The organism is Desulfonema magnum, assembly GCF_017377395.1.
Taxonomy (GTDB): domain Bacteria; phylum Desulfobacterota; class Desulfobacteria; order Desulfobacterales; family 4be13; genus Desulfonema_C; species Desulfonema_C magnum.
Genome location: NZ_CP061800.1, coordinates 6,174,249 through 6,194,066 on the forward strand (window position 1 = coordinate 6,174,249; position 19,818 = coordinate 6,194,066).

Annotated in this window: 14 protein-coding genes; 6 read left to right on the forward strand and 8 right to left on the reverse strand. The window is 46.5% G+C overall.

The window, feature by feature from the left end; genetic code table 11:
* Positions 1–15 precede the first annotated feature (15 nt).
* From dnm_RS23495 to dnm_RS23510, 4 genes are all read left to right on the forward strand, one after another.
* The gene (locus dnm_RS23495; RefSeq protein ID WP_207679324.1) at positions 16–639 is read left to right on the forward strand and encodes a class I SAM-dependent methyltransferase; all 624 of its coding nucleotides are present in this window, start codon (positions 16–18) and stop codon (positions 637–639) included.
* A gap of 449 nt (positions 640–1,088) precedes the next feature.
* Positions 1,089–1,874: an EcsC family protein gene (locus dnm_RS23500; protein WP_207679325.1), complete on the forward strand. Its 786-nt coding sequence runs from the start codon at positions 1,089–1,091 to the stop codon at positions 1,872–1,874.
* Positions 1,875–1,912: 38 nt separating this feature from the next.
* Positions 1,913–3,883 (forward strand): dynamin family protein, encoded by a 1,971-nt coding sequence (locus dnm_RS23505; protein ID WP_207679326.1) that lies wholly within the window; start codon positions 1,913–1,915, stop codon positions 3,881–3,883.
* On the forward strand, positions 3,880–5,691 hold the full coding sequence (locus dnm_RS23510; RefSeq protein ID WP_207679327.1) for a GTPase domain-containing protein: 1,812 nt from the start codon (positions 3,880–3,882) through the stop codon (positions 5,689–5,691). The genes dnm_RS23505 and dnm_RS23510 overlap by 4 nt, the downstream gene beginning before the upstream one ends.
* A gap of 588 nt (positions 5,692–6,279) precedes the next feature.
* Here the strand turns inward: dnm_RS23510 and dnm_RS23515 are convergent.
* The 4 genes from dnm_RS23515 to dnm_RS23530 all read right to left on the reverse strand — a co-directional run bounded on the left by dnm_RS23515 (position 6,280) and on the right by dnm_RS23530 (position 13,095).
* The gene (locus dnm_RS23515; protein ID WP_207679109.1) at positions 6,280–7,755 is read right to left on the reverse strand and encodes an IS4 family transposase; all 1,476 of its coding nucleotides are present in this window, start codon (positions 7,753–7,755) and stop codon (positions 6,280–6,282) included.
* A 291-nt stretch (positions 7,756–8,046) separates the two neighbouring features.
* Positions 8,047–9,060 carry an IS630 family transposase gene (locus tag dnm_RS23520; RefSeq protein ID WP_207679328.1) on the reverse strand — a complete coding sequence of 338 codons (1,014 nt, stop codon included), beginning with the start codon at positions 9,058–9,060 and terminating at the stop codon, positions 8,047–8,049.
* A 513-nt stretch (positions 9,061–9,573) separates the two neighbouring features.
* Positions 9,574–10,809 carry a PP2C family protein-serine/threonine phosphatase gene (locus tag dnm_RS23525; protein ID WP_207679329.1) on the reverse strand — a complete coding sequence of 412 codons (1,236 nt, stop codon included), beginning with the start codon at positions 10,807–10,809 and terminating at the stop codon, positions 9,574–9,576.
* Positions 10,810–10,911: 102 nt separating this feature from the next.
* A complete protein-coding gene (locus dnm_RS23530) occupies positions 10,912–13,095 on the reverse strand; it encodes an ATP-binding protein (protein ID WP_207679330.1) in 2,184 nt (727 codons plus the stop codon).
* Positions 13,096–13,304: 209 nt separating this feature from the next.
* On the opposite strand from dnm_RS23530, the gene dnm_RS23535 reads away from it, so the two are divergent.
* Positions 13,305–13,844 (forward strand): helix-turn-helix domain-containing protein, encoded by a 540-nt coding sequence (locus dnm_RS23535; protein ID WP_207678640.1) that lies wholly within the window; start codon positions 13,305–13,307, stop codon positions 13,842–13,844.
* Complete coding sequence (locus dnm_RS23540) at positions 13,820–14,362, forward strand: transposase (RefSeq protein WP_207678641.1); 543 nt, start codon at positions 13,820–13,822, stop codon at positions 14,360–14,362. The genes dnm_RS23535 and dnm_RS23540 overlap by 25 nt, the downstream gene beginning before the upstream one ends.
* Before the next feature lie 265 nt (positions 14,363–14,627).
* Here the strand turns inward: dnm_RS23540 and dnm_RS23545 are convergent, their stop codons facing one another.
* The 4 genes from dnm_RS23545 to dnm_RS23560 all read right to left on the reverse strand — a co-directional run bounded on the left by dnm_RS23545 (position 14,628) and on the right by dnm_RS23560 (position 19,804).
* Positions 14,628–14,993 (reverse strand): hypothetical protein, encoded by a 366-nt coding sequence (locus dnm_RS23545; protein WP_207679331.1) that lies wholly within the window; start codon positions 14,991–14,993, stop codon positions 14,628–14,630.
* 537 nt (positions 14,994–15,530) lie between these two features.
* The gene (locus dnm_RS23550; RefSeq protein WP_207679332.1) at positions 15,531–17,306 is read right to left on the reverse strand and encodes a PP2C family protein-serine/threonine phosphatase; all 1,776 of its coding nucleotides are present in this window, start codon (positions 17,304–17,306) and stop codon (positions 15,531–15,533) included.
* Between the two features lie 203 nt (positions 17,307–17,509).
* A complete protein-coding gene (locus tag dnm_RS23555) occupies positions 17,510–18,631 on the reverse strand; it encodes an ABC transporter substrate-binding protein (RefSeq protein ID WP_207679333.1) in 1,122 nt (373 codons plus the stop codon).
* 51 nt (positions 18,632–18,682) lie between these two features.
* On the reverse strand, positions 18,683–19,804 hold the full coding sequence (locus dnm_RS23560) for an ABC transporter substrate-binding protein (RefSeq protein WP_207679334.1): 1,122 nt from the start codon (positions 19,802–19,804) through the stop codon (positions 18,683–18,685).
* Between the last annotated feature and the right edge of the window lie 14 nt (positions 19,805–19,818).

A 19,818-nucleotide genomic window follows, 5' to 3' on the forward strand; every position in this document is an offset into this window, starting at 1 on the left:
TGAAAGGATATTTTAATGAAGAGCGAACCCGTTGCAGAGTGGGACAAAAAAGAAGCAGAGTATTTGCAAGACAGACTTCTGATCGGAGGTCATCAGGTGATGATGTCCTGGGAAAAGCCGTATATGCATAAGTTGGCACAAATGCTCTGTTCTCATACATCAGGAAATATACTTGAAATCGGTTTCGGAATGGCTATCTCGGCCTCTGAAATTCAACGGTCAGGCGTCAGAAGTCATACCATTATTGAGCCTCATCCCGAAGTTTTTAAGCGCGCGCTTGCCTGGAAAAATGAGTATTCCGATTCTGAAATTATTCTCTTCAACGATTACTGGCAGAATATAACGGATAAATTGCAGCAATATGACGGAATTTTTTTTGACACCTATTCTGATACTGATGAAGAAACAGACCGTAAGCGGTTTCACTTCTTTCAGATGGCTTCTGAAAAGCTTTTGAAACCCGGCGGCGCCCTGACATTCTATTATCTGAAGCCTCAGCTTGAGCCAACCTATCAGGATCAGTTGTTTCGCTATTTTTCCAAAATATATATTGAACGTCTGGATATTACCCCGCCCCATGACTGTGACTATGCCTATTTTATTGAAAATCATACCGTGTGTGTGCTTGCGGTCAAATAAGGGAACTTCAAATAAAAAATATACCTGATTCAGGTCAAACGGCGGGTGCGGGAAAGCGAAACCCGCCTTACGCGGACATATGGAGGTGATGCCCGCGGGCCTTGCCTCGCCTGCCTCGCATTTCGGATATTTCATTTTTGGAAAAATCCCTAAGTATCCGGACAAAAGTTTTTCAATGCACAGGTTTCAGATAAGCAAAAACATCCTATCCTCTGATTTAATGCAAGCAAATCGCAAATTTTCATAAATCCGGAGGGTTTCTCTCAGCAACTGAGAAAATTCTGGCGAGGCTTATTTATTCCGAGTTCTTTTTTTCTGTTCTTCCATTTCCCTCAAATTCTTTCGTCTATGTCACTCAGCCAGACGATCTGCCAGTTGTCAGTTATCGGCTGTCATCGGTCAGTAAAAAAATAAAATCAGATAATTATTATTAATAGAAAGGGTAAAAGATGAACATATCCAAATCTGGAACAGAAGATTTGAAATATGCAAAAAAGGGGTTGGAAAATCCGAATCTCGTAACAAAAATTGCCAATATACTAGGAGTTCCTTTTGAAAAAGGCATGAAATGTTTGCCGGAAAAATGGTCAGGATATATTACACGGATCAGTGAAAAAACACTGCGCTCGGCATTGAATTTTGCAATATCCACCATGGGCAGTAAAACAGAGGGGCAGTCCTCTGACATACTTCATAAAATCCTTGCAGCGACGTCAGGATGCGCAGGAGGTGTGTTCGGATTAGTTTCTCTGGGAGCTGAACTGCCGCTTACAACCACAATTATGCTTCGGTCTGTTGCGGACATTGCCAGAAGTGAGGGAGAAGATATCAGTGATATTGAAACAAAATTGGCCTGCCTGGAAGTTTTTGCCCTGGGTGGCAGATCGGAAAGTGAAAAAGCTGTAAAAACAGGTCACTATTACGCTGTAAGAGCTGCCTTGTCTAAAAGCCTGTCCGAGGCCGCAGCATATATTGCAGAACAAGGACTTGCCGAAACAGGATCGCCGATCTTGCTCAGGCTTATTACACAAATCGCTTCCCGTTTTGGAATCGTCGTGTCAGAAAGAGCTGCTGCTTCAGCAATACCTATCGTGGGAGCCGCAGGCGGTGCGGTGATAAATACGATCTTTATGGATCATTTTCAGGATATCGCACGGGGACATTTTATTATCAGACGGCTTGAAAGAGAATATGGGAAAAAAGCAGTTAAAGCTGAGTATGACAGAATTTTCTGATTTGTCTTTTCCAATTTCCAGAGGAGAATTATGCCGGTATGAAATATTTTTTAGAAAAAACCTTAAATGACGCATTAAAAAAATTGAGACAAGACCTCCCTGATCTTGCTGACATACTTTGTCTGGGCGATGGCGTGAATCTTACATCATGGACCAATGTCATTGATGGAAAGCTGCTTCCCCGGCTTTCCCCTGATTTTCCGCTGATGGCGGCGATTTGCGGCGGGGGGTCATCAGGGAAATCCACATTGTTCAACTCGCTGGTGGGAGACAGGCTTTCACCCGCGGGCGGAAATGCGGGCATTAACCGCCGCATCCTTGTTTCAGCTCCCGGAGAAATATTCAGACAGAAAGAATTTCTTTCCACCTTATTTGAACCCTTCGGATCAGCATCCAAGCCATTGAAAAATAAAAAAGAACTCACAGAACCCGGATGCCCGCTCTATATTCTCAACAGCAATGTTCCCCGGAACATGGTGTTAATGGACACTCCTGATTTTGATACCGGTGCCCAGGGGGGCTATGTGAACCGGGATGTTGTCCGGCAGGCGCTGGGAACTTCGGATATCCTGATATATGTTTTCACCAATTCCAATTATAACAATCGGGATAACACGGATTTTATATCGGAAATGCTCACGGGAATCGGTATGAGAAAATGCTTTCTGGTCTATCGGGTTTACGCGGGATTTGACAATGAGGAGGTTATCAGACACGCAATGACTGTTGCCCGGAACCTGTATGGCAATGATGCAGAGAAATATGTGCTGGGAATTTATCGCTCAGATGAAGATAACGCGGTGGCCGCGGGGGAACGATTCGCAGAACTGAAGCCGGTGCGCGACCAGGACCTGCCCTTTACAGAGGCTCTGAAAAGAATGGACCCCCGAAAACTGAGGCCGGAGCTGCTTTCTTCGATTCTGAAGGGAACGCTGGAAACAGCAGAAAAGGCACGGATCCGTGCAAACACGTCGCTTGATGAGCTGCGCCTGTATCTTGACGCTTTGAAAGCCGTTCAAAGTCAGTGTGTTCGTGAAGCATTGCCGCATTTTCCCTTGGACATGGTCCTGAAGCGTTTTATTGAAATCTGGTTATCCACAGACCCCCCTCATATCAGGGTCATGCGGCAGACAGGAAACATTTTCAGCCAGCCCATTAAAATGTTCACCAGCGCTGCCGGGCGGGCAAAAGATAAAATTTTACCTGGCATGTCAAAGAAGCCTTCCGAGGATTTCAAAGATAAAGTGGAAGCAGACCTGATCACTGTGGTAAACGAAATGCATCGCAGAACCGCAGGCTCGGAAGTCTCTGTGTCTCTGACATTAAAAGAGCCGGTGACCAGCCACATGATTGAAGTATTCAAACGGATTATCGCGTCCAAAGGCGTAAAAGACGCTCCCTATATAGACTTTTCAGATGATAAAGAAGGAACATTCACGCTCTGGGTTTCAGCACATCCGGTTGTGTTTCAGGAACAGGAGACATTGCGGAATAAGGATTGGGAAATGGCGATTCAGTCCATTCTTTCACATAAGGATGTGATTATTGATATGTCAGAGAATATGGAAAACGATCTGAGCAATATTGTAAACCATCTGCGCGATGAGATGGGCGTCACAGACAGAGTTCGCCAAACGTTTTCAGCGTTGCTGAATGTGATTCCGGCCACGGCCGCGGTGACATATATTTTTTCCACAGGAGACCCGGTGGGCGCGGCGGGCATCAAAGTCAAGCTGGCCGGATTGTTCGGCCTGCACGATCTGTATGCGCTCATTGCCATTCCCGCCACAACTGGCATGAAACGGGCAGACCAGAAGCAGATTGAGGCTATCCTCGGGCCCCTTGCAAAGCAATGGCTGGATGAAAAATTAAGGACCGTGCAGGGACTTTTTGAAAAAGAAATTACCGGCGGAATTATCCGTGCCGCACAGGAGGCCATCAGCGCATCAGATCAGCTGATAAAAGACATTGAAAACAGCATTAACGTATGCGGAAAGGCGGTAAAATGATTTCAGAGCGGCAACTGCTTGCGATAAAGACCCGGGGTAAGATTGAAGGGGTTGAAAATGAGATTCGAATGCTCTCAGCGTCGGTTCATGCGGCACCGTTGTGGCAGCCCGGCATCGTGCTGAAGAAACAGTGCGATGAGGCATCCCGTCTGACCAGCGAACTTGAAGCGCGTTTTGACCGAAAGCTTATCGTCAGCATCATCGGCCCGTGCGGTGTGGGCAAATCCACTTTGCTCAATGCCCTTGCCGGTGTTGACGAACTGTCTGAAACCGGGCATGACCGTCCTACCACCAGACGTTTGGTTGTCTTATGCAGGGAGGACAGTGACGCGAACCCGCTGAGGGAACATCTGGGGGATAAAAATGTGAAGATTCGCTCCAGCCATGCGGCATCATCCCTTGAGCATGTTCTGCTGATTGATACGCCGGACACAGACAGCACAGCGCAGGAGAAACATATCCCCCTGGTGCATAAGGTCATTGAAATGTCCGACGTTCTCATCTGTGTTTTTGACGGGGAAAATCCCAAAAGAAGGGATTATGTTGATTTTTTATCGTCTTATATTCAAAGGTTTAAAGGTGAATCCCTGGTCTGTGTGGCCAACAAGTGTGACCGGCTGGAGGAACAGGAACTGATGTCAGTGATCGTACCGGGATTTCTGAGTTATATAAAAGCGGCATGGGAAAGACCTGTGGACAAACTGCTGTGCATCTCGGCCCGTCGGCATCTGCATGATCCCGCATGGGATAAAAAAGCCAAACCCCGGCATGATTTTGATCAGTTTGAAGATTTGGAAGCGATGATCTTCAGCACCTTCAACCGGCCCGGATTTGTGATTGACAGACGCATGGAAAATGCCAAAAATCTGAGGGATTATGTGCTTCATGAAGTCCGTGCGGAAGCTGAAAAGGACAGGGAAAAGCTCGAAGAGATAAAAAAACGTATCACAGAAACTGAGAAAAAAGCCGCAAAAGACGCGCTTTCCGCATTAAAGAGCGATGAGACAAAACAGTTGCTGGGTGTGAATGTCATGCTCTATCAGAAATTGGCACAGCGATGGCTGGGCCCGGTGGGATGGCTCATTGCCCTGTGGGCGCGGATACTGATTTTCGGCACCGGGATCGCGGCAATTTTCAGGTTTGGCAATCCCATTCATCAGATCGTGGGAATTGTTTCCTCATTCTTGCATTTTAAGGAATCCCAGGCCGCTGTGTCCGAGGTGGGGAAAAGCGAGCGGGTGGATACGGCTTTTCGGGATTACCGGCTTGCCATTATGAGAAGCTGGCCTGATATTGCGGAATCTCTTGTAAAATGCCGGTTTGATCAGTCTGTCCGGAAGCTTGAGGATATCCTCCCGAAAAGCAAGACCGTGAATGAGGAATTGTCAGCGATATGGAATGAGGCGTTGGAGAGTTCAATTGAGGAATCTGCTCAGAAACTGAGCGGGCTGATCACGCAGTTTGTTTTTAATATTCCGGCAGTGGGAATTATGGGATACACGGCATGGATCACCGCACGGGCCTTTTTTCTCGACAATTATCTGTCTTCTGATTTTTTCCTTCATGCGTTTCTGACCATCGGGCTTGTGTTGTTTCTGGGCTTTTTTATCTTCCAGGGATGTGTGAGAGTGTTTGCCGGTACGGAGCGCATCAGCACCAAGGCGTTTAAGAAGGTGAAAGGTCAGATAGAGCAGTTTCAGCCCGTCTCGCTCAATCCCCTGGGAGATCAGGTGGATGCGGTGATCGGATTAGCGGTTCCCAACTGGGGCGATGAAAATCAGCCATATTCAGACAGATTTCTTTTATAAAATTGCTGCCATTTTTGGGTAGTGTTCTAAAACAGGATATATTCTAAAATATGCTGATTATAACGGATTTAGGGGAGGCTCCGATTTCAGGATGCTGTCCACAACTTATTGTTTTCACACGGCCCCGTGCGGACATTCCCGGAAGACGGCGGTTTCCGAAGGGACAAAACCCTGAAACGGGCAAATTTTCCGTTTTGACATTTAATAATTTCAGGAGGTTGTGCCCTTCCTAAATCCGTTATAATCAGTCAGAATTAAGTACCTGACCGGAAGTTTTTGCACCGGAGACCTGCGAGGTTTCCGAAACCTCACAGGTCTTTTGCCCGGAAATTTATGATCAGGTAGTTGTAATCCGAAAAGTTACGGAACATCCCGGGCGGTGTCCGCTCTTTTTCGGGATGCGGATCGTGAAAACTGGAAATATGAGGAATGTGTGAGAACGGAGGCTGAAGCTGCGGAGACGTGTCGGTGGGACATGTCTCCGCAGGAAAAATTCCCGTCCGCTACATATCTGCGAGGACTCTCAGGACAGCGGTGGCATCGGCCGGGGTGGTCTTCCCGCATAGGTGTAAAGTTAAGGATACTTAACTAACCTGCTAACGGTATGATTTCAAAAAATAAATTCACATTTATCAGATTGAAAAGACGGAAAGACAGAGGCATGCCTTTACCCGGCTGCCCGAGTTCCGAGAGGTTTACCTTTACATATTTATAGTTTTCAAGAACTGCTCCGTCGATAAGTACATCAAGGGAGTTTTTTCTGCTTTTCTGCCTCTCTTTCCGGCATGTGTCAGTTATTTTTGCTATCATTTTCCTGACATGTTTTGCCGCTTTGTCAGCAGAATCCGAAAGCAGCACTGTCAGACCGGCTATGTTTCTTCTGAAATATTTCACTGTCTTGTCAATACTTACCTCTTCGCCGAGTATCCGCCATGCCTCTGATCTGGCATTCGAATAACAGTAGGATATGAACATCACAACTATCGCTTTTCCCAATACTTCGCACCTGAGCCTGTCCTCATTGTTTCTTACTTCTGTTTTATGAATGTTCAATACCGATTTAAACTGTTTGAAAAATAATTCCACAGACCATCTGATCGGATAAAATGCAAGGATGGTTCTCACATCCTCCGTTTTCTCAGCAGGAATATTTGTCATCATAAAGTTCCACTCACACAGTCGCAGTGATTCTTTCTTGGGGGTTCTTCCTTTCTTTTTGGCATTCTGACACATTTTTCTCCGTTTTTTGTTTGCAACTTCTTCCGGAACTCTGACTGCGAAAAAGCGTATCTTTATCTTTTTCTCTTTGTTTCCCGTATAACATTCGAATTCAAATATTGTCTCATTGCCGTTCAGCTTTTTCAATATCTCCGAGATTCCGATTCTCTCATATTCTTCCCCTTTCTTTATATACAGACCGATTCCGGAATAATTAAAACGGGATATGAAAAAGGCTTCTTTGTCATCAGTTATTTTCAGCATGTCCGCAATTGAATATCCCAGATCGAAAATAAGCAGATCATCCGCGCTGATCTGATCGCCCAGTGTCTTCGAATAACTCTGATCGTTACACGTTTGTTTTTTTATATCAAACAGCTGAATCACTCCGGTTTTGTAATCATACATTAACTGAACTTTGCAACCCGCAATGTTATATCCCGGAAATGCGGATTTCAGGCCCGGGGGCAGCTCCCATGACGAACTGTCAATAATATTCACTCTGCCGAACTGATTTAATACGTCAATATTGATATTATGTCCGTTTTCAGTCGCCGTTCTGAAAAAAAATGAAAAAACTTCTGTCAGAAAATCAATGGCATACTGATTAAAACGGTCATTTATTCCCGCCCTTGAAATACATTCGGACAGATTTTCCGCTATGGCACCCAGAGTTATTGTGGTCGTTGTCAGCGAACCGAAAGTCAGCGATATGAAAAATTCGAATGCGTCCAATTTCCGTTTTCTCTTTATGAAACCGGTTTTTTCAGCTATTTTTCTGATCTTTCCTTTTTTGAAAAACTTTTTAACTGTTCTGACATCAATTTTAATCTGTTTATTTATCATTGCACAGTCCTCCCAAATATGATCTTATGAGATTGTCGGATATTTTGTTTTTTTCACACAGTCCGGAATATCAGCATGTGCTGAGAGATGCAATGAAAAAGTAATTTGCGACACGGCATTTCTTGCATTTTATTTAAACAACAACCATATGTTATAAAAGGATATTTTTACAATTCAGCAGTTCCTTAACTTTACACCTATGTGGTCGGCCCTCCCCTAAATCCGTTATAATCTGTAATTATTTATTTTAATATATAGTATTAATATTGTAATCCTAAATGAGTTGTGAAATTAGGAGATGTACGCTTCTAATTTCGGAAAACTGAAAATTTGCTCCGTCAGGAAATTTAAAAAGCTTTCTTTTACGTCTCCGAATGTTTTGTTCTCATAAAAATGCCTTCTCAGAAAATTCTTTCCTTTTCTCCAAATTTCTTCAACGGGATTCTGATCCGGAGCATACGGAGGAAACAGCATGCAGGTGACTTTCCAATCCTTCTCATTCAGTCCCCCGTCGGATTCCTCCAGATACCGTCGCATCTCGCCATATTTGTGATAAGTCGCTCCGTCCCATATCAGTATGATTCTCGACCCCTCATAAATTTCTTCCAGATGTCTCACAAAGGACACAGTGTTCGCCCCGTTTCCGATATCATATGGCAAAACATGGAACTCGCCGGTCAGAACATTCACCGCACCGTAATATGTCTGACGTTCCCGCTCATTGGTCATCGGCACTCCGACCTTCTCATTTTTTCTGCCCCATATGTACCCCGACGTGTCGCCCCACAGGAGATGGCATTCGTCCTCCATCAGGACCACGACGCCGCCTTCCCGAATTTCCTCCTCGGACTCTCCGATCCTACTCATTATGAACTGCCGCCGGGCGGCGACCTCCTCATCATCCCGTTTCGGATTGATTTTTTCGTTTTTTTTCCAGTTTATTCCTCCTTCATGAAGCAGGTCATAATACGACTGCTTCGATTTGTAAAGCACGCCGTACCCGGATTCAAGATAATCTCTGAGTTCCTCAGGAGTATAGGTCATTTTGCTCCTCAGAAACGAAATCACCTCCTTTCGCTGAACATCGGTCAGATAGCCCTCGCTGCCTTTGTATCCCAAAGTCAGCCCCTGAGCCCCCTTTTCCTCATACACACCTTTCCACTTGCTCACAAAGGAATCCGAGACATTCAGCAGAGCTTTGATATCTCCGACTTCGAAACCATGCAGAATCATTTTCACCGCCATTGCCCTTACGATTTCTCTCGCGTCCTTTCCCATACGGATTATATCATCCAATGTGTTCATCCCTCTTTTTCCTCCTTATCCGGCGCATTATTTGTCAGAAAGCGGCTGTTATGAAACTCCGAGCCGTTCATATCTTTTATATCTCATATGGTTAACAGTTTTCACCAGACAAGTCAATAAAATTCTACAATTCATTTAGGATTACAATAGGTTATAATAATGTCAAATTAAATCGTTATAATGTCTGATGTATAAAAAATTTTTGATCAGGTACTTATCTGCCCGGAAAAGAAACCCGGCTTTTTTTTCCGGAATGATGCTTCTCCGACAGAGGAAAAAGCCGGGTTTCTCTGCCGCTCACAGAAAAAAAGATGTATAAAAAATTTTTGATCAGGTACTTATGCCGCCCTTACAGGGCTTGGCGAGGGGGTTGGCGGGAGCTACAAATATGCCGCCCCTACAGGGCTTGGCGAGGGGGGCTGCGAACCTCCTGCTACAAATATGCCGCCCCTTTGTTGCTCGCAAAGTTGCCGAGGCCCGATATGCGGAACTCTGTCAGTTGAATATTCAGACTCAGTTTATTCTTTTCGCGATCACCAAAGTCATGTCATCGGCCCGCTTGTCATCACACCATCGGATCACGTCTGCCATGATCATGTCTTTCATGGCTTCAGGTTCCCGCCAGGCGTGTGTTTCAACGATTTTTACAAACCCATCAAGATCAAGCAGTTTTCCCTTTTGATTTTCTGACTCTGTCAGACCATCCGTGTAAAGGATGAGGATATCCCCGGGGTCCAGAAAGAATTCATCATTCATGGTGGCACGGGAGATGTCTTTTTTGAAATTCAGATAGACGCCTCTGGTTGTGATCAGTTCGCAGGTGCCGGTTTTGCCACGGAAAACGATCAGGGAAAGATGCGCGCCCGCGTGCTGGAACCGCCCGTCTCCCAGATATTTCAGGGCTGTAAATGTCATAAAGTGAGTTTCACTCAGACGCTCGCGGACATTTTTATACAGGATTTCATTGATTCTCACAACAACATTTCGCGCGTCACACTCAAGATCGCTCGTCACAGTCGCGTGAATCGTCTGCGCCATCATCATAATCAGACCGGGAGTGATGCCATGACCTGATACATCGCCGACGGCAAGCCACAAATCACCTGATCCGTCAAAGGTGATGTCATAAAAATCACCGCCGACCTGATCCGCCGGCACCATGACCGCCGCTATGACAAAATCAGGATGAATATTGCTGACCGACCTGGGCAGCAGACCGGTCTGAATATGCCTCGCGAGTTCCATTTCCCGTGCAAGAAGTTTTGCCTCGACTTCCATTCGCAGATTTTCTTCTCTGAGACACTTGTTAAGCGCAATAATCTCTTTGTTTTGCTCTTGCAGTTTCCGGGTCAGGTCCCGGATGCGCAGATGTGTGGTGATACGCGCCAGTACTTCCTCAAGCTGTACAGGCTTGGTGATATAATCCACGCCTCCGGCCGCAAATCCTCTCACTTTGTCCCGGGTGCTGGTGAGGGCGGTCATAAAAATCACCGGAATATCTTTGGTTTTCTCATTTGCTTTCAGCCGGCCGCATGTTTCAAAACCATCTATTCCGGGCATCATCACATCCAATAGAATCAGGTCGGGCCTGGCGAACTCAGCCCGTTTTATTCCTTTTTCCCCGTCAGTTGCCACAAGCACATCAAAGCCGTAATCCTCCAGACTGTCGAGAATCACCCCCAGATTGGCGACGTTGTCATCAACAATTAAAACAGCATACTCATTAAAATCCAGTTCTGACTGCATCATATTATGTGCCTCCTATATGTTCTGAACATGAGGCTTCCGAAGTTTCCGAAACTTCGGAAGCCTTTATGACGAAAAATTCTGTCCATTATAGTCAGACTTTTTTTATGATAGTTCAAGATGCTGTTTAATCAGAGCCAGCAGTTCCTCATCCTTAAAGCCCCTGACCAGCGTCTGCAATTTCCTGGCGAACGGAACATATTTCGCATCCAAATTCTCCAGTTCAGCGGCCTTGTTCCGAATACGCCGCATACTGCCCATCATCACCATTTCATACAAAGCCTCCAGCACGTGTTTTGGAGGAGCGATCAGCGGACCTTCTGCCCCGGGCTTTTCCGCGGAAGGTTCCTCGGTATCAGGTTCTTCATATACCCACTCCAGATTCAGGAGAGTTCCGATCACTTCAAGCAATCGGTCCGTATTAACAGGTTTGGACAAAAATTCGTCACATCCCGCTATTCTGCTCTTGTCCTCATCCTTCTTAAAAGCACTGGCAGACGCGGCAATAATAACAGTGTCCTGCAATTCTGATATCTGACGGATCTGCTGTACAGCCTCAATCCCCGTCATTACCGGCATGATGATGTCAGTCAGAATGAGATGAGGCCGTATTTCGCGGGCTTTGTCCACAAGCTCCTCACCATTCTCTGCCAGCCCCGCGATCTCAAATCCGAGCGGCTCAAGCAGCCTGACGAACAAAGAGCGGTTATGCAGTTCATCGTCCGCGATCAGCACCTTCACCCGCTCTCCTTTGTATCCGGTAATCTCCCGGGACTCTGTCGCCCGGATCACCACACATTCTGCCTTGGCTGTCGGCAGTTCAACATCGAACCAGAAAGTACTCCCTTTTTCATACTCACTTGTGACCTTTATTTCGCTCCCCATCATCTGGACCAGCCGTCTGCTGATGGCAAGGCCAAGACCCGTTCCCGCTGAACGGCTTCGGGCATCTCCGACCTGCTCAAAGGGCTGAAATATTTTTTCCAACTGTGCCGGGGTCATTCCCACGCCCGTGTCAGCCACTTCGAAACGAATGCGGGCGGAGGGGGCGAGGGGTGATGGGGCGAGGGGTGATGGGGCGAGGGGCAAGGGGGCAAGGGGCAAGGGGACATGAGGTTCGGATGCGTCATCCGCCTCCCGCCTCCCGCCTCTCGCCTCTCGCCTCCCGCCTCCTCGCCCGATCACCGACACATTGAGTGTCACGCTTCCCTCGCTGGTGAATTTGACGGCATTGCCCAGCAGGTTGATCAGCACCTGCCGCAGACGTTTTTCATCTGCACACACGCCCTCGGGCAAGGGGGTAAGCACATTATACCTGAACAGAACATTCTCCTGCTCCGCTCTCATGCGGATGATTCCGGCAAGGCCGTCTAAGAAGGTCTGTAAATGAAAATCAGCGGGCACAAGCTCCAGCTTGCCTGCCTCGACTTTGGCGAGATCAAGGATATCGTTGATGAGGGTCAGGAGGTGGGTGCCGCTATTGTAAATAATGTCCAGACCGTCTTTCTGCATGGTGTTCAGGGTCTTATCCCGGGTGAGAATCTGGGCATATCCGAGAATACCGTTCAGCGGGGTTCGCAGTTCATGGCTCATATTGGAGAGAAATTCGCTTTTGGCATGGTTTGCCGCTTCCGCGGCTTCTTTTGCCAGGCGCAACTCCTCGGATGCCTGCTTTTGTCGCGTAATATCTTCGAGGATGATAATCACACCGCCGAACACTTCTCTCATATCAAGTATTCGTGAAAGTTTGATATTGAAATGCCGGATTTTTTCCTGATTTCCGACCTCTTTTTCGAAACTGACAGAATCGTCGCTGCCCGCGATAAAATTGTCAAGATCATCTGCCAGCCATGGAAAAATTCGGATGACCGACTCACCGATAAGTATTCCAGAATTCTCATTCCCGGCCTCCTTATCCGCCCGCGTATCCGAAGCCAATGTCACGGTTTTCAGGTAGTATTGCGCGCCCTGGGTCCCCGAAGCATCCAGCATGACCGATGCTGCCAGATTCAGGTCAGCGATCCGGTTTTGTTCGTCTATGATAAACACAGGGTTCGGAACGCCTTCGAAAATTGTCAGATATCTGTCTTTTTCTTTGGACATGGCCCGGTTGCGAATCTGGAGTTCCTCTATCTGTTTGCTCTGATCCGTCTCGGCCCATTCCGAACTCAGCGCAATCATCATTCGGTCGAACATGCGTGCGACGTATTTCAGGCATACCGCTTCATAATCAGGTTCAAACCCGCCATGTCTGACAAGATCTAAGTAAGTTGCAAAAAGTCTTTTCACAATATATTAATCATTTAATATCAGATGGTTAGTATGAGGCTATCTGATGATACTCCGGTTATTCTTAATCACGGTGCGGATCGTCCGGAAGAAATACGCAGAATACGGGGCACAGATCGGACATTCCTTCCTCCTGTCAGACAGTTACAAAAACATTTTGACAAAAGGAAATATATATGATATCTTCCGGTTAAAAAAAGAGGAGGTGAATGATGAGAGCTTTTTTTAAACTCGGCAGTGAAGATAAATCGGCTTTGGAATCCGTGCTCACCGCGGGAAACGAGGTCGGACAATTCCGTCGCGCCCAGGCTCTGCTCTGGCTTGATGAAGGAATGTCCGTTCAGGATGTCGCACATCTTTCGCGTGTTTCCCGCCGGACAATTTATAACTGGGTAAACAGGTTCCGTGCTGGTAAGGATATTTCTCCGCTCCGGCGGATCGGAGATGTTCAGCGTAGCGGTCGTCCCTGTACGGCATTGGGAATTGTCGATCCGCTTATTGACAGAATTATTGATAAGGATCCGCGTGACTTCGGCTACCGCTCCTCTGTATGGACATCGGATCTGCTTGTCCGATATCTTTCAGACACATACGGTATCGGAGTTTCGAAACGCAGCGTAAGCTACGCGCTGAAACGCCTCGGCATCCGCTGGAAAGTTCCTCGCTATGATCTGATCCGTCGTTCGCCGACCTGGCGGCAGGCAAAAGGGGGCTCCTCCGAGGATTGTCAGATCGGAAGCGCACCGTGATTCTCATGCTTGATGAGACTATCATTACGGAGAATCCTCCGCTTCGCGGGTGCTACGGACGAAGGGGAGAGCAGGTCAGAGTCCCGATATCAGGCAATCATGACAGGCGCGTTATTCACGGAGTCATTAATATCCGCAGCGGCGATGTTTTATTACTGATTACGGACATCTGGGATGAATATACACACCGGTGCTTCCTGAAGATGATCCGTTCGCACTGGCGTGGCTGGAATATCATTCTCTTCGAGGATCGGGGAACGCCGCATACTGCGGATGACAGTCTCGGACTGGCCGGCGAACTGAAAATTGAAATCAGGCTTCTGCCCACGGCAACTCCGGAACTGAATGCCATGGATCATCTGTGGAAAAGTGTCAAAGGACGTGCCTTGGCAAACCGTCCCACGGAGAACATCGACACCTCCGCGGATGAAGCTTGTCGGTACATTCTCGGAATGTCCCGTCATCAGAGACTGAAGGCGGCCGGAGTATTATCGGACGACTTCTGGCTGACCGGCTGAGGAAAAAAACTGTCAGACATATGTTCAACATATTGATATTAAACAGTTAGGATTATGTTTCTCCGGGCAGGTATTTCCATGCGGACAACTCGGAATTTTAACATTTATAATTAGCCGCATTCCCATTCAGACTGACTCAGTATTGAATTACCGGTTCATCCCTACTCGGAGAAATCAGGCAATCTTTCCTGAATATCAATGAAAAACATATCTGACAGGATCACAGATGCCCGGAAATTGCTTTCAGATGCGCCTTTACCGTTTGTCAAAGAACTTTTTGCAACTTACTTAGCCAGGCTTCTTTGTAATAGATAAACAGCCCCTGAAACATTTCCAGGCTGATGCCCCTTTCCCTGTGCCTGGCAGCCGTATTGACCATGAAAGCGCAGAGCGGGTCATCCCTGAAATGATCCCCCTGTCTGAACTCAAAATCAGGATACCGGGTTTTCAGGCCCTTGATCAGCGCGCCTGAAAGTCCTCTGACACATCTGCGCCACGCTTCTTCGACTGAGGCACCGTCTCCGATGTCAATAACTCTCTTGGCATAGTGAAGCAGTCTTTTCATCAGCCAGTCTTCATGGGTCTTTAACAGTTCCCTGAGGGGCGACATTTCATTTAATGAAGGATTCATACAGACATCTCCCTTGTGAGCTTGGGGTCGGGCCAAACTATCCAATTGTGTTATTTTCAAATAAATATTCCAGCATCAGTGTTTCCCGACCTTAACACTCCGTTTTCATCTATAAAATTGCTAGCGTAAGAAAACAGCGAACTCCGAAGTTCACAGGTGATTTTGCTTTCTGTCAGATTTCTCCTGCTCCCAAATTCATGCTCGCTGAGGCACTCCCGTGTCCTGTTTTCAAACCCGGGGTTCCTGTCATTCACTATCAGTAGATCGAAAAGTTTCCGGATGGTGTGCGGGACAGCAAAGAAACCCGGCTTTTTTTTCAGGACGGGACGCTCTCCCGCCGGAAAAAGCCGGGTTTCTCCCCCGTCCGCCCTGTGACAGCCTGAAAACTTTTCGATCTACTGACTATAATAATTTCCGATTTCCCGAAAATTCAGGCACAACTCCTGTCGCCATATCTCCGAAATTCCGAACCAGTGAAAAATTTTTTATCAAAAAGCTCCGGCCCCCGAGTGTGCCTGCCCACAGATTTCCCTCTGATTATACCGTCCCGGGCAACGGCTCGGAAACGTGCTGTTTTCTTTTCACGATTACCAACGTCATATCATCGGCCCGGTTGTCATCGCACCATCGGATCACATCTGCCATAATCATGTCTTTCATTGCTTCCGGGTTCTGGCAGGCATGTTTTTCCACGATGTTCACAAATCCGTCAAGATCGAGCATTTCGCCGTCCGCATTTTCCGCCTCTGTCAGCCCGTCGGTGTAAAGCACGAGAATATCCCCGGGGGCCAGAGAAAATTCCGCATTTTTTGTGGCTTTGGAGATATCTTTTTTAAAGTTCAGATAAACGCCTCTGGTCCTGACAAGCTCGCAGACTCCTGTTTTCTGACGATAAACAACCATGGAAAGATGTGCGCCCGCGTGCTGGAACCGCCCTTCTTCCATATATTTCAATGTCGTGAAAGTCATAAAATGGGTTTCGTTCAGACGCTCACGGACATTTTTATACAGGATTTCATTGATTTTGACGACCACGTCCCGTGCGTTGTATTCGAAGCTGGCTGTGACAGTTGCGTGAATCGTCTGTGCCATCATCATAATCAGCCCGGGGGTGACACCATGACCGGACACGTCGCCAATGGAAATCCACAGATGCCCTGATCTGTCAAGGGTAATCTCATAAAAGTCACCGCCGACTTCATCAGCTGGCAGCATTGTTGCGGCGATTTCGAAATCCTGATGAATGTTGTCAAAAAAAGTTGGCAACAGACAGGTCTGAAGTTTTCTCGCCAGCTCCATTTCCCGTGCAAGGAGCTTTGCATCGCTCTCTATCCTGAAAGTTTTAAAAACAGAATATGTTATGAGCAGGCTTACAATAAGAACCCCTCCGGACAGAAGGATGATAATCTTTCCGGTCATCTGAGTCCTGCTGTCAATGCGTTTCTGTGTATTGACGGCTGAGTCGGCAATCTGCCTGTTCGTATCCTTCAGAACCGTCATAACGCGCTCTTTTGAGTCACTGACCTTTCTGATCAGTTTTTGAAAGTCTGATACAACATTCAGAAACAGAATCAGAGTCTCTTTATAATTTTGAATAATATCAATGAGTTTTTTTCCCTGTTCACTGATATCGGGTTCAGCAGCCAGCAATGTTTCAAGGGAAAGATTCAGATAATTCATATCTGATATGATGGAATGATCTTCTGCCATGCCGGACTGAGGCATATTTCCGCCTCTCAGTTCTGCCACCTGAAGCGTAATTTCCAGAAAGACTTCCCGATATCGGGTTCCCAGTGATTTAAGCTGCTCCATGTGCCGCATGACAGGGGAATCATCATTATCAATTATTTCTATCTGTTCGCTGATCTTATCCTGAAGCGTTTCAAGGGTATAAATAAAATCGCTTTCTATGATTTTGAACTTCTCCGCAATGTTTCTGATAAGAGTAAACTTTTCAATAACAGCAGCGAGTTTCGGTCTGAACTCCTCAAGAGAACTCTTTAAACCAGGATTCACGTCCTGCATTGCTTTGATTATCTGTTCAAACTCTTCGGAGTTTGCCCTTATTCTCTCACCTTCTCTGTAAAACATACCCATCAGCAGATCCGCAAACATGCCTGTCAGCTTATTTCCTATCTGACCGTTATCAATCACCTGCGGAACTTCTTTTTTAACAATTCCTGATACCAGGTATTCTATATTTTTAAATGAAATAAAAACAAGACTGAGAATTGATCCGAGTACGAGGATGGCTGACAAATTCACCACAATCAGTTTTGTTGCAAGTTTCCATTCAGATATTCTTATTTTCATTTTTTTCCTTATGAAATATTTTTGGAGCAAAACCTCGAAGGTTTTTGAAACCTTGAAGGTCTGAATCCGGGGTGTCTGAAAATGCCATTTGCCAACATTATTTTTTTACCCGTTTTTCTGTCCCCCCGCTTTGACAAGCTCAACGAACGACAGCCGCCGTGTTCTGAGCGTACCCTGAGCGTACCCTGAGCTTGTCGAAGGGATTATTTCTGAGGATATAAGACAAATTCTCCGTTTTTCACCTGCAACAGAAAATACTCTCTTATAACATCTCCGTATTCATTAAAAGTTATATTCCCAGTAACACCTGAAAAATTGCTGATACCTGCCAGGGCATCCCGGATATTATGTCGATCTGATCCGGCTTTTCTGACGGATTCGGCTAACAGATTCAGCGCATCATAAGCAACTGCGGCAAACCAGCTCGGGGGCTGATGATATTCGGATTCATAGGATCTGACAAACTGTTGAACCGCGGGCCTGGTATCTTTGGGATAAAAGAATGCAAACGTGAAAACCCCTTCTGTTGCATTACCGCCAAGCCTGATCAGCTCCGGTGTGAAAATCGCTATCGAACCCATGAGCGTCACATCATTCCAACCGATTTTCTGACGCTGCTTACAGATCATGGCGGCATCATTGGCCAGCGTGCCAAGGCAAAGAAAATCAGGTTTTGCCGCCCGGAATTTTTCAAGAATAGGAGCAAAATCTGTTGTATTTTTAAAATAAGGTTCCGCGCTGACAATCTCCGCACCAAGGTATTTTGCCGCCTCGGTAAATTGCTTTTTCACCGCAATACCCCATTCATCATTTACATACAGCACTGCCAGCCTCTTTTTTCCCAGCCTCTTTACAGCCGTCTGAGCAATAAACGGGGCTTCCTTTTCCTGTGTTCCGCAAATTGAGAAACTGTAAGGGCTTCTCGTAGCAAACAAGGGATGAGAGACTGTGGGGGATAACTGGACCATCCGGGCTTTTCGATAAACTGACTGTGCCATCAGTGAACAGGGACTTGTAAAATCTCCTATTTCTGCGATAATCCGATGATCTCTTATAAATTTTTCCGCAATCCGTTTCGATATTTCAGGCTGTTCCTGGCTGTCACCGATAATCAGGGCTATGGGATGCCCGTCAATACCGCCTGCTTTGTTTATCTGCCCAAGGGCAAGTTCAATCCCGTTTTTAAAATCTTTTCCAATTTCCGCATGATATCCGGTCATGGGAGCGGATAAGCCAATATAAACCGGTTCTTTTGCATCACAGAATGTGGAAAAGAAAAACAATCCCAGTAACCCAGTCAATGCGATTTTTATAAGTTTTTTCATAGGAACTCTCCAAGACCTTGAAGGTCTTTAAAACCTTCAATGTCCTCCTGACTATTGCTGATATGGAACAAACTCGCCGTTTTTCACATGCAGCAGAAGATATTCTCTTGCAACATCTCCGTATTTGCTGAAGGTTATCTTCCCGGTAATGCCTGAAAATTCTTTTATGTTTGAGAGTACCTTGTGAATTGCCTTGCGATCCGTCCCACCCTGTTTTATTGCTTCTGCCAGCAAATTCATGGTGTCATAAGCGATTGCGGCAAACCAGTCTGGCATGAGATTGTAGCTGGTTTTATATGCTTTGATAAAATTTTGAACTTCCGGTCTGGGATCATCCGGAGCAAAGAGCGTGCATGAAACCACGTTTTCCGAAGAATCTTTGCCAAGTTTTATAAATTCTGATGTGCACATTGCCCTGGAACCCACCAGAATCACATCGTTCCACCCTGACTTTTGTATTTGCCTGCATATACCGGCTGCATCGGGAACCATCGAAGCAAGAAACAGCAGGTCAGGCTCTGATGTCCGAATTTTTTCTGTCAGTGCGCTGAAATCCGTGGTGCCTTCAAGATAAGGCTCCTGGGCAACAATTTCCGCACCGAGCTGCTTTGCTTTCTCCACAAAGAATTTTTTCAACACTATGCCCCAGTCTGTATTCAGGTAAGCCACTGCCAGCTTTTTCTTGACCAATCTTTCAACAGCCATACGAGCCATGAACGGACCTTCCCCGGCCTGAGTTCCCACAATTCCGAAACTGTACGGGCTTCCCGGTGCAAATGAGGGATGAGATGACGTGGGCGACAACTGTATCATCCCTGCCCTGTGATAGATGGGCTGGGCTGCCAAAGAACAGCTACTGGTGAAATCTCCGATTTCCGCAATAATCCTTTTATCCTCTGTAAAGCGTCTTGCCACCCGTTTTGCGATCTTAGGCTCTCCCTTACTGTCACCCACAATCAGCGCAATGGGATGCCCGTCAATTCCCCCGGCCCTGTTAATCTTTTCGATTGCAAGCTCCGCACCTTCATGAAAGCTTCTGCCTGCTTCCGCATACTGCCCCGTCATGGGTGCGGATAAGCCGATATAAATCGGCGCTTTTGCATCACATAATACCGACAAACAGACTGCTGACCAAAATACTGTTGCAAAAACGATTCTCCTGATTTTTTTCATAAATTCCTCTTTTT

What these genes read in the sequence shown, in the direction of transcription:
- dnm_RS23495 (WP_207679324.1), top strand. Translation starts at nt 16, where the DNA reads ATGAAGAGCGAACCCGTTGCAGAGTGGGACAAAAAAGAAGCAGAGTAT.
- dnm_RS23500 (WP_207679325.1), top strand. Translation starts at nt 1,089, where the DNA reads ATGAACATATCCAAATCTGGAACAGAAGATTTGAAATATGCAAAAAAG.
- dnm_RS23505 (WP_207679326.1), top strand. Translation starts at nt 1,913, where the DNA reads ATGAAATATTTTTTAGAAAAAACCTTAAATGACGCATTAAAAAAATTG.
- dnm_RS23510 (WP_207679327.1), top strand. Translation starts at nt 3,880, where the DNA reads ATGATTTCAGAGCGGCAACTGCTTGCGATAAAGACCCGGGGTAAGATT.
- dnm_RS23515 (WP_207679109.1), bottom strand. Translation starts at nt 7,755, where the DNA reads ATGATAAATAAACAGATTAAAATTGATGTCAGAACAGTTAAAAAGTTT.
- dnm_RS23520 (WP_207679328.1), bottom strand. Translation starts at nt 9,060, where the DNA reads ATGAACACATTGGATGATATAATCCGTATGGGAAAGGACGCGAGAGAA.
- dnm_RS23525 (WP_207679329.1), bottom strand. Translation starts at nt 10,809, where the DNA reads ATGATGCAGTCAGAACTGGATTTTAATGAGTATGCTGTTTTAATTGTT.
- dnm_RS23535 (WP_207678640.1), top strand. Translation starts at nt 13,305, where the DNA reads ATGATGAGAGCTTTTTTTAAACTCGGCAGTGAAGATAAATCGGCTTTG.
- dnm_RS23545 (WP_207679331.1), bottom strand. Translation starts at nt 14,993, where the DNA reads ATGAATCCTTCATTAAATGAAATGTCGCCCCTCAGGGAACTGTTAAAG.
- dnm_RS23550 (WP_207679332.1), bottom strand. Translation starts at nt 17,306, where the DNA reads ATGAAAATAAGAATATCTGAATGGAAACTTGCAACAAAACTGATTGTG.
- dnm_RS23555 (WP_207679333.1), bottom strand. Translation starts at nt 18,631, where the DNA reads ATGAAAAAACTTATAAAAATCGCATTGACTGGGTTACTGGGATTGTTT.
- dnm_RS23560 (WP_207679334.1), bottom strand. Translation starts at nt 19,804, where the DNA reads ATGAAAAAAATCAGGAGAATCGTTTTTGCAACAGTATTTTGGTCAGCA.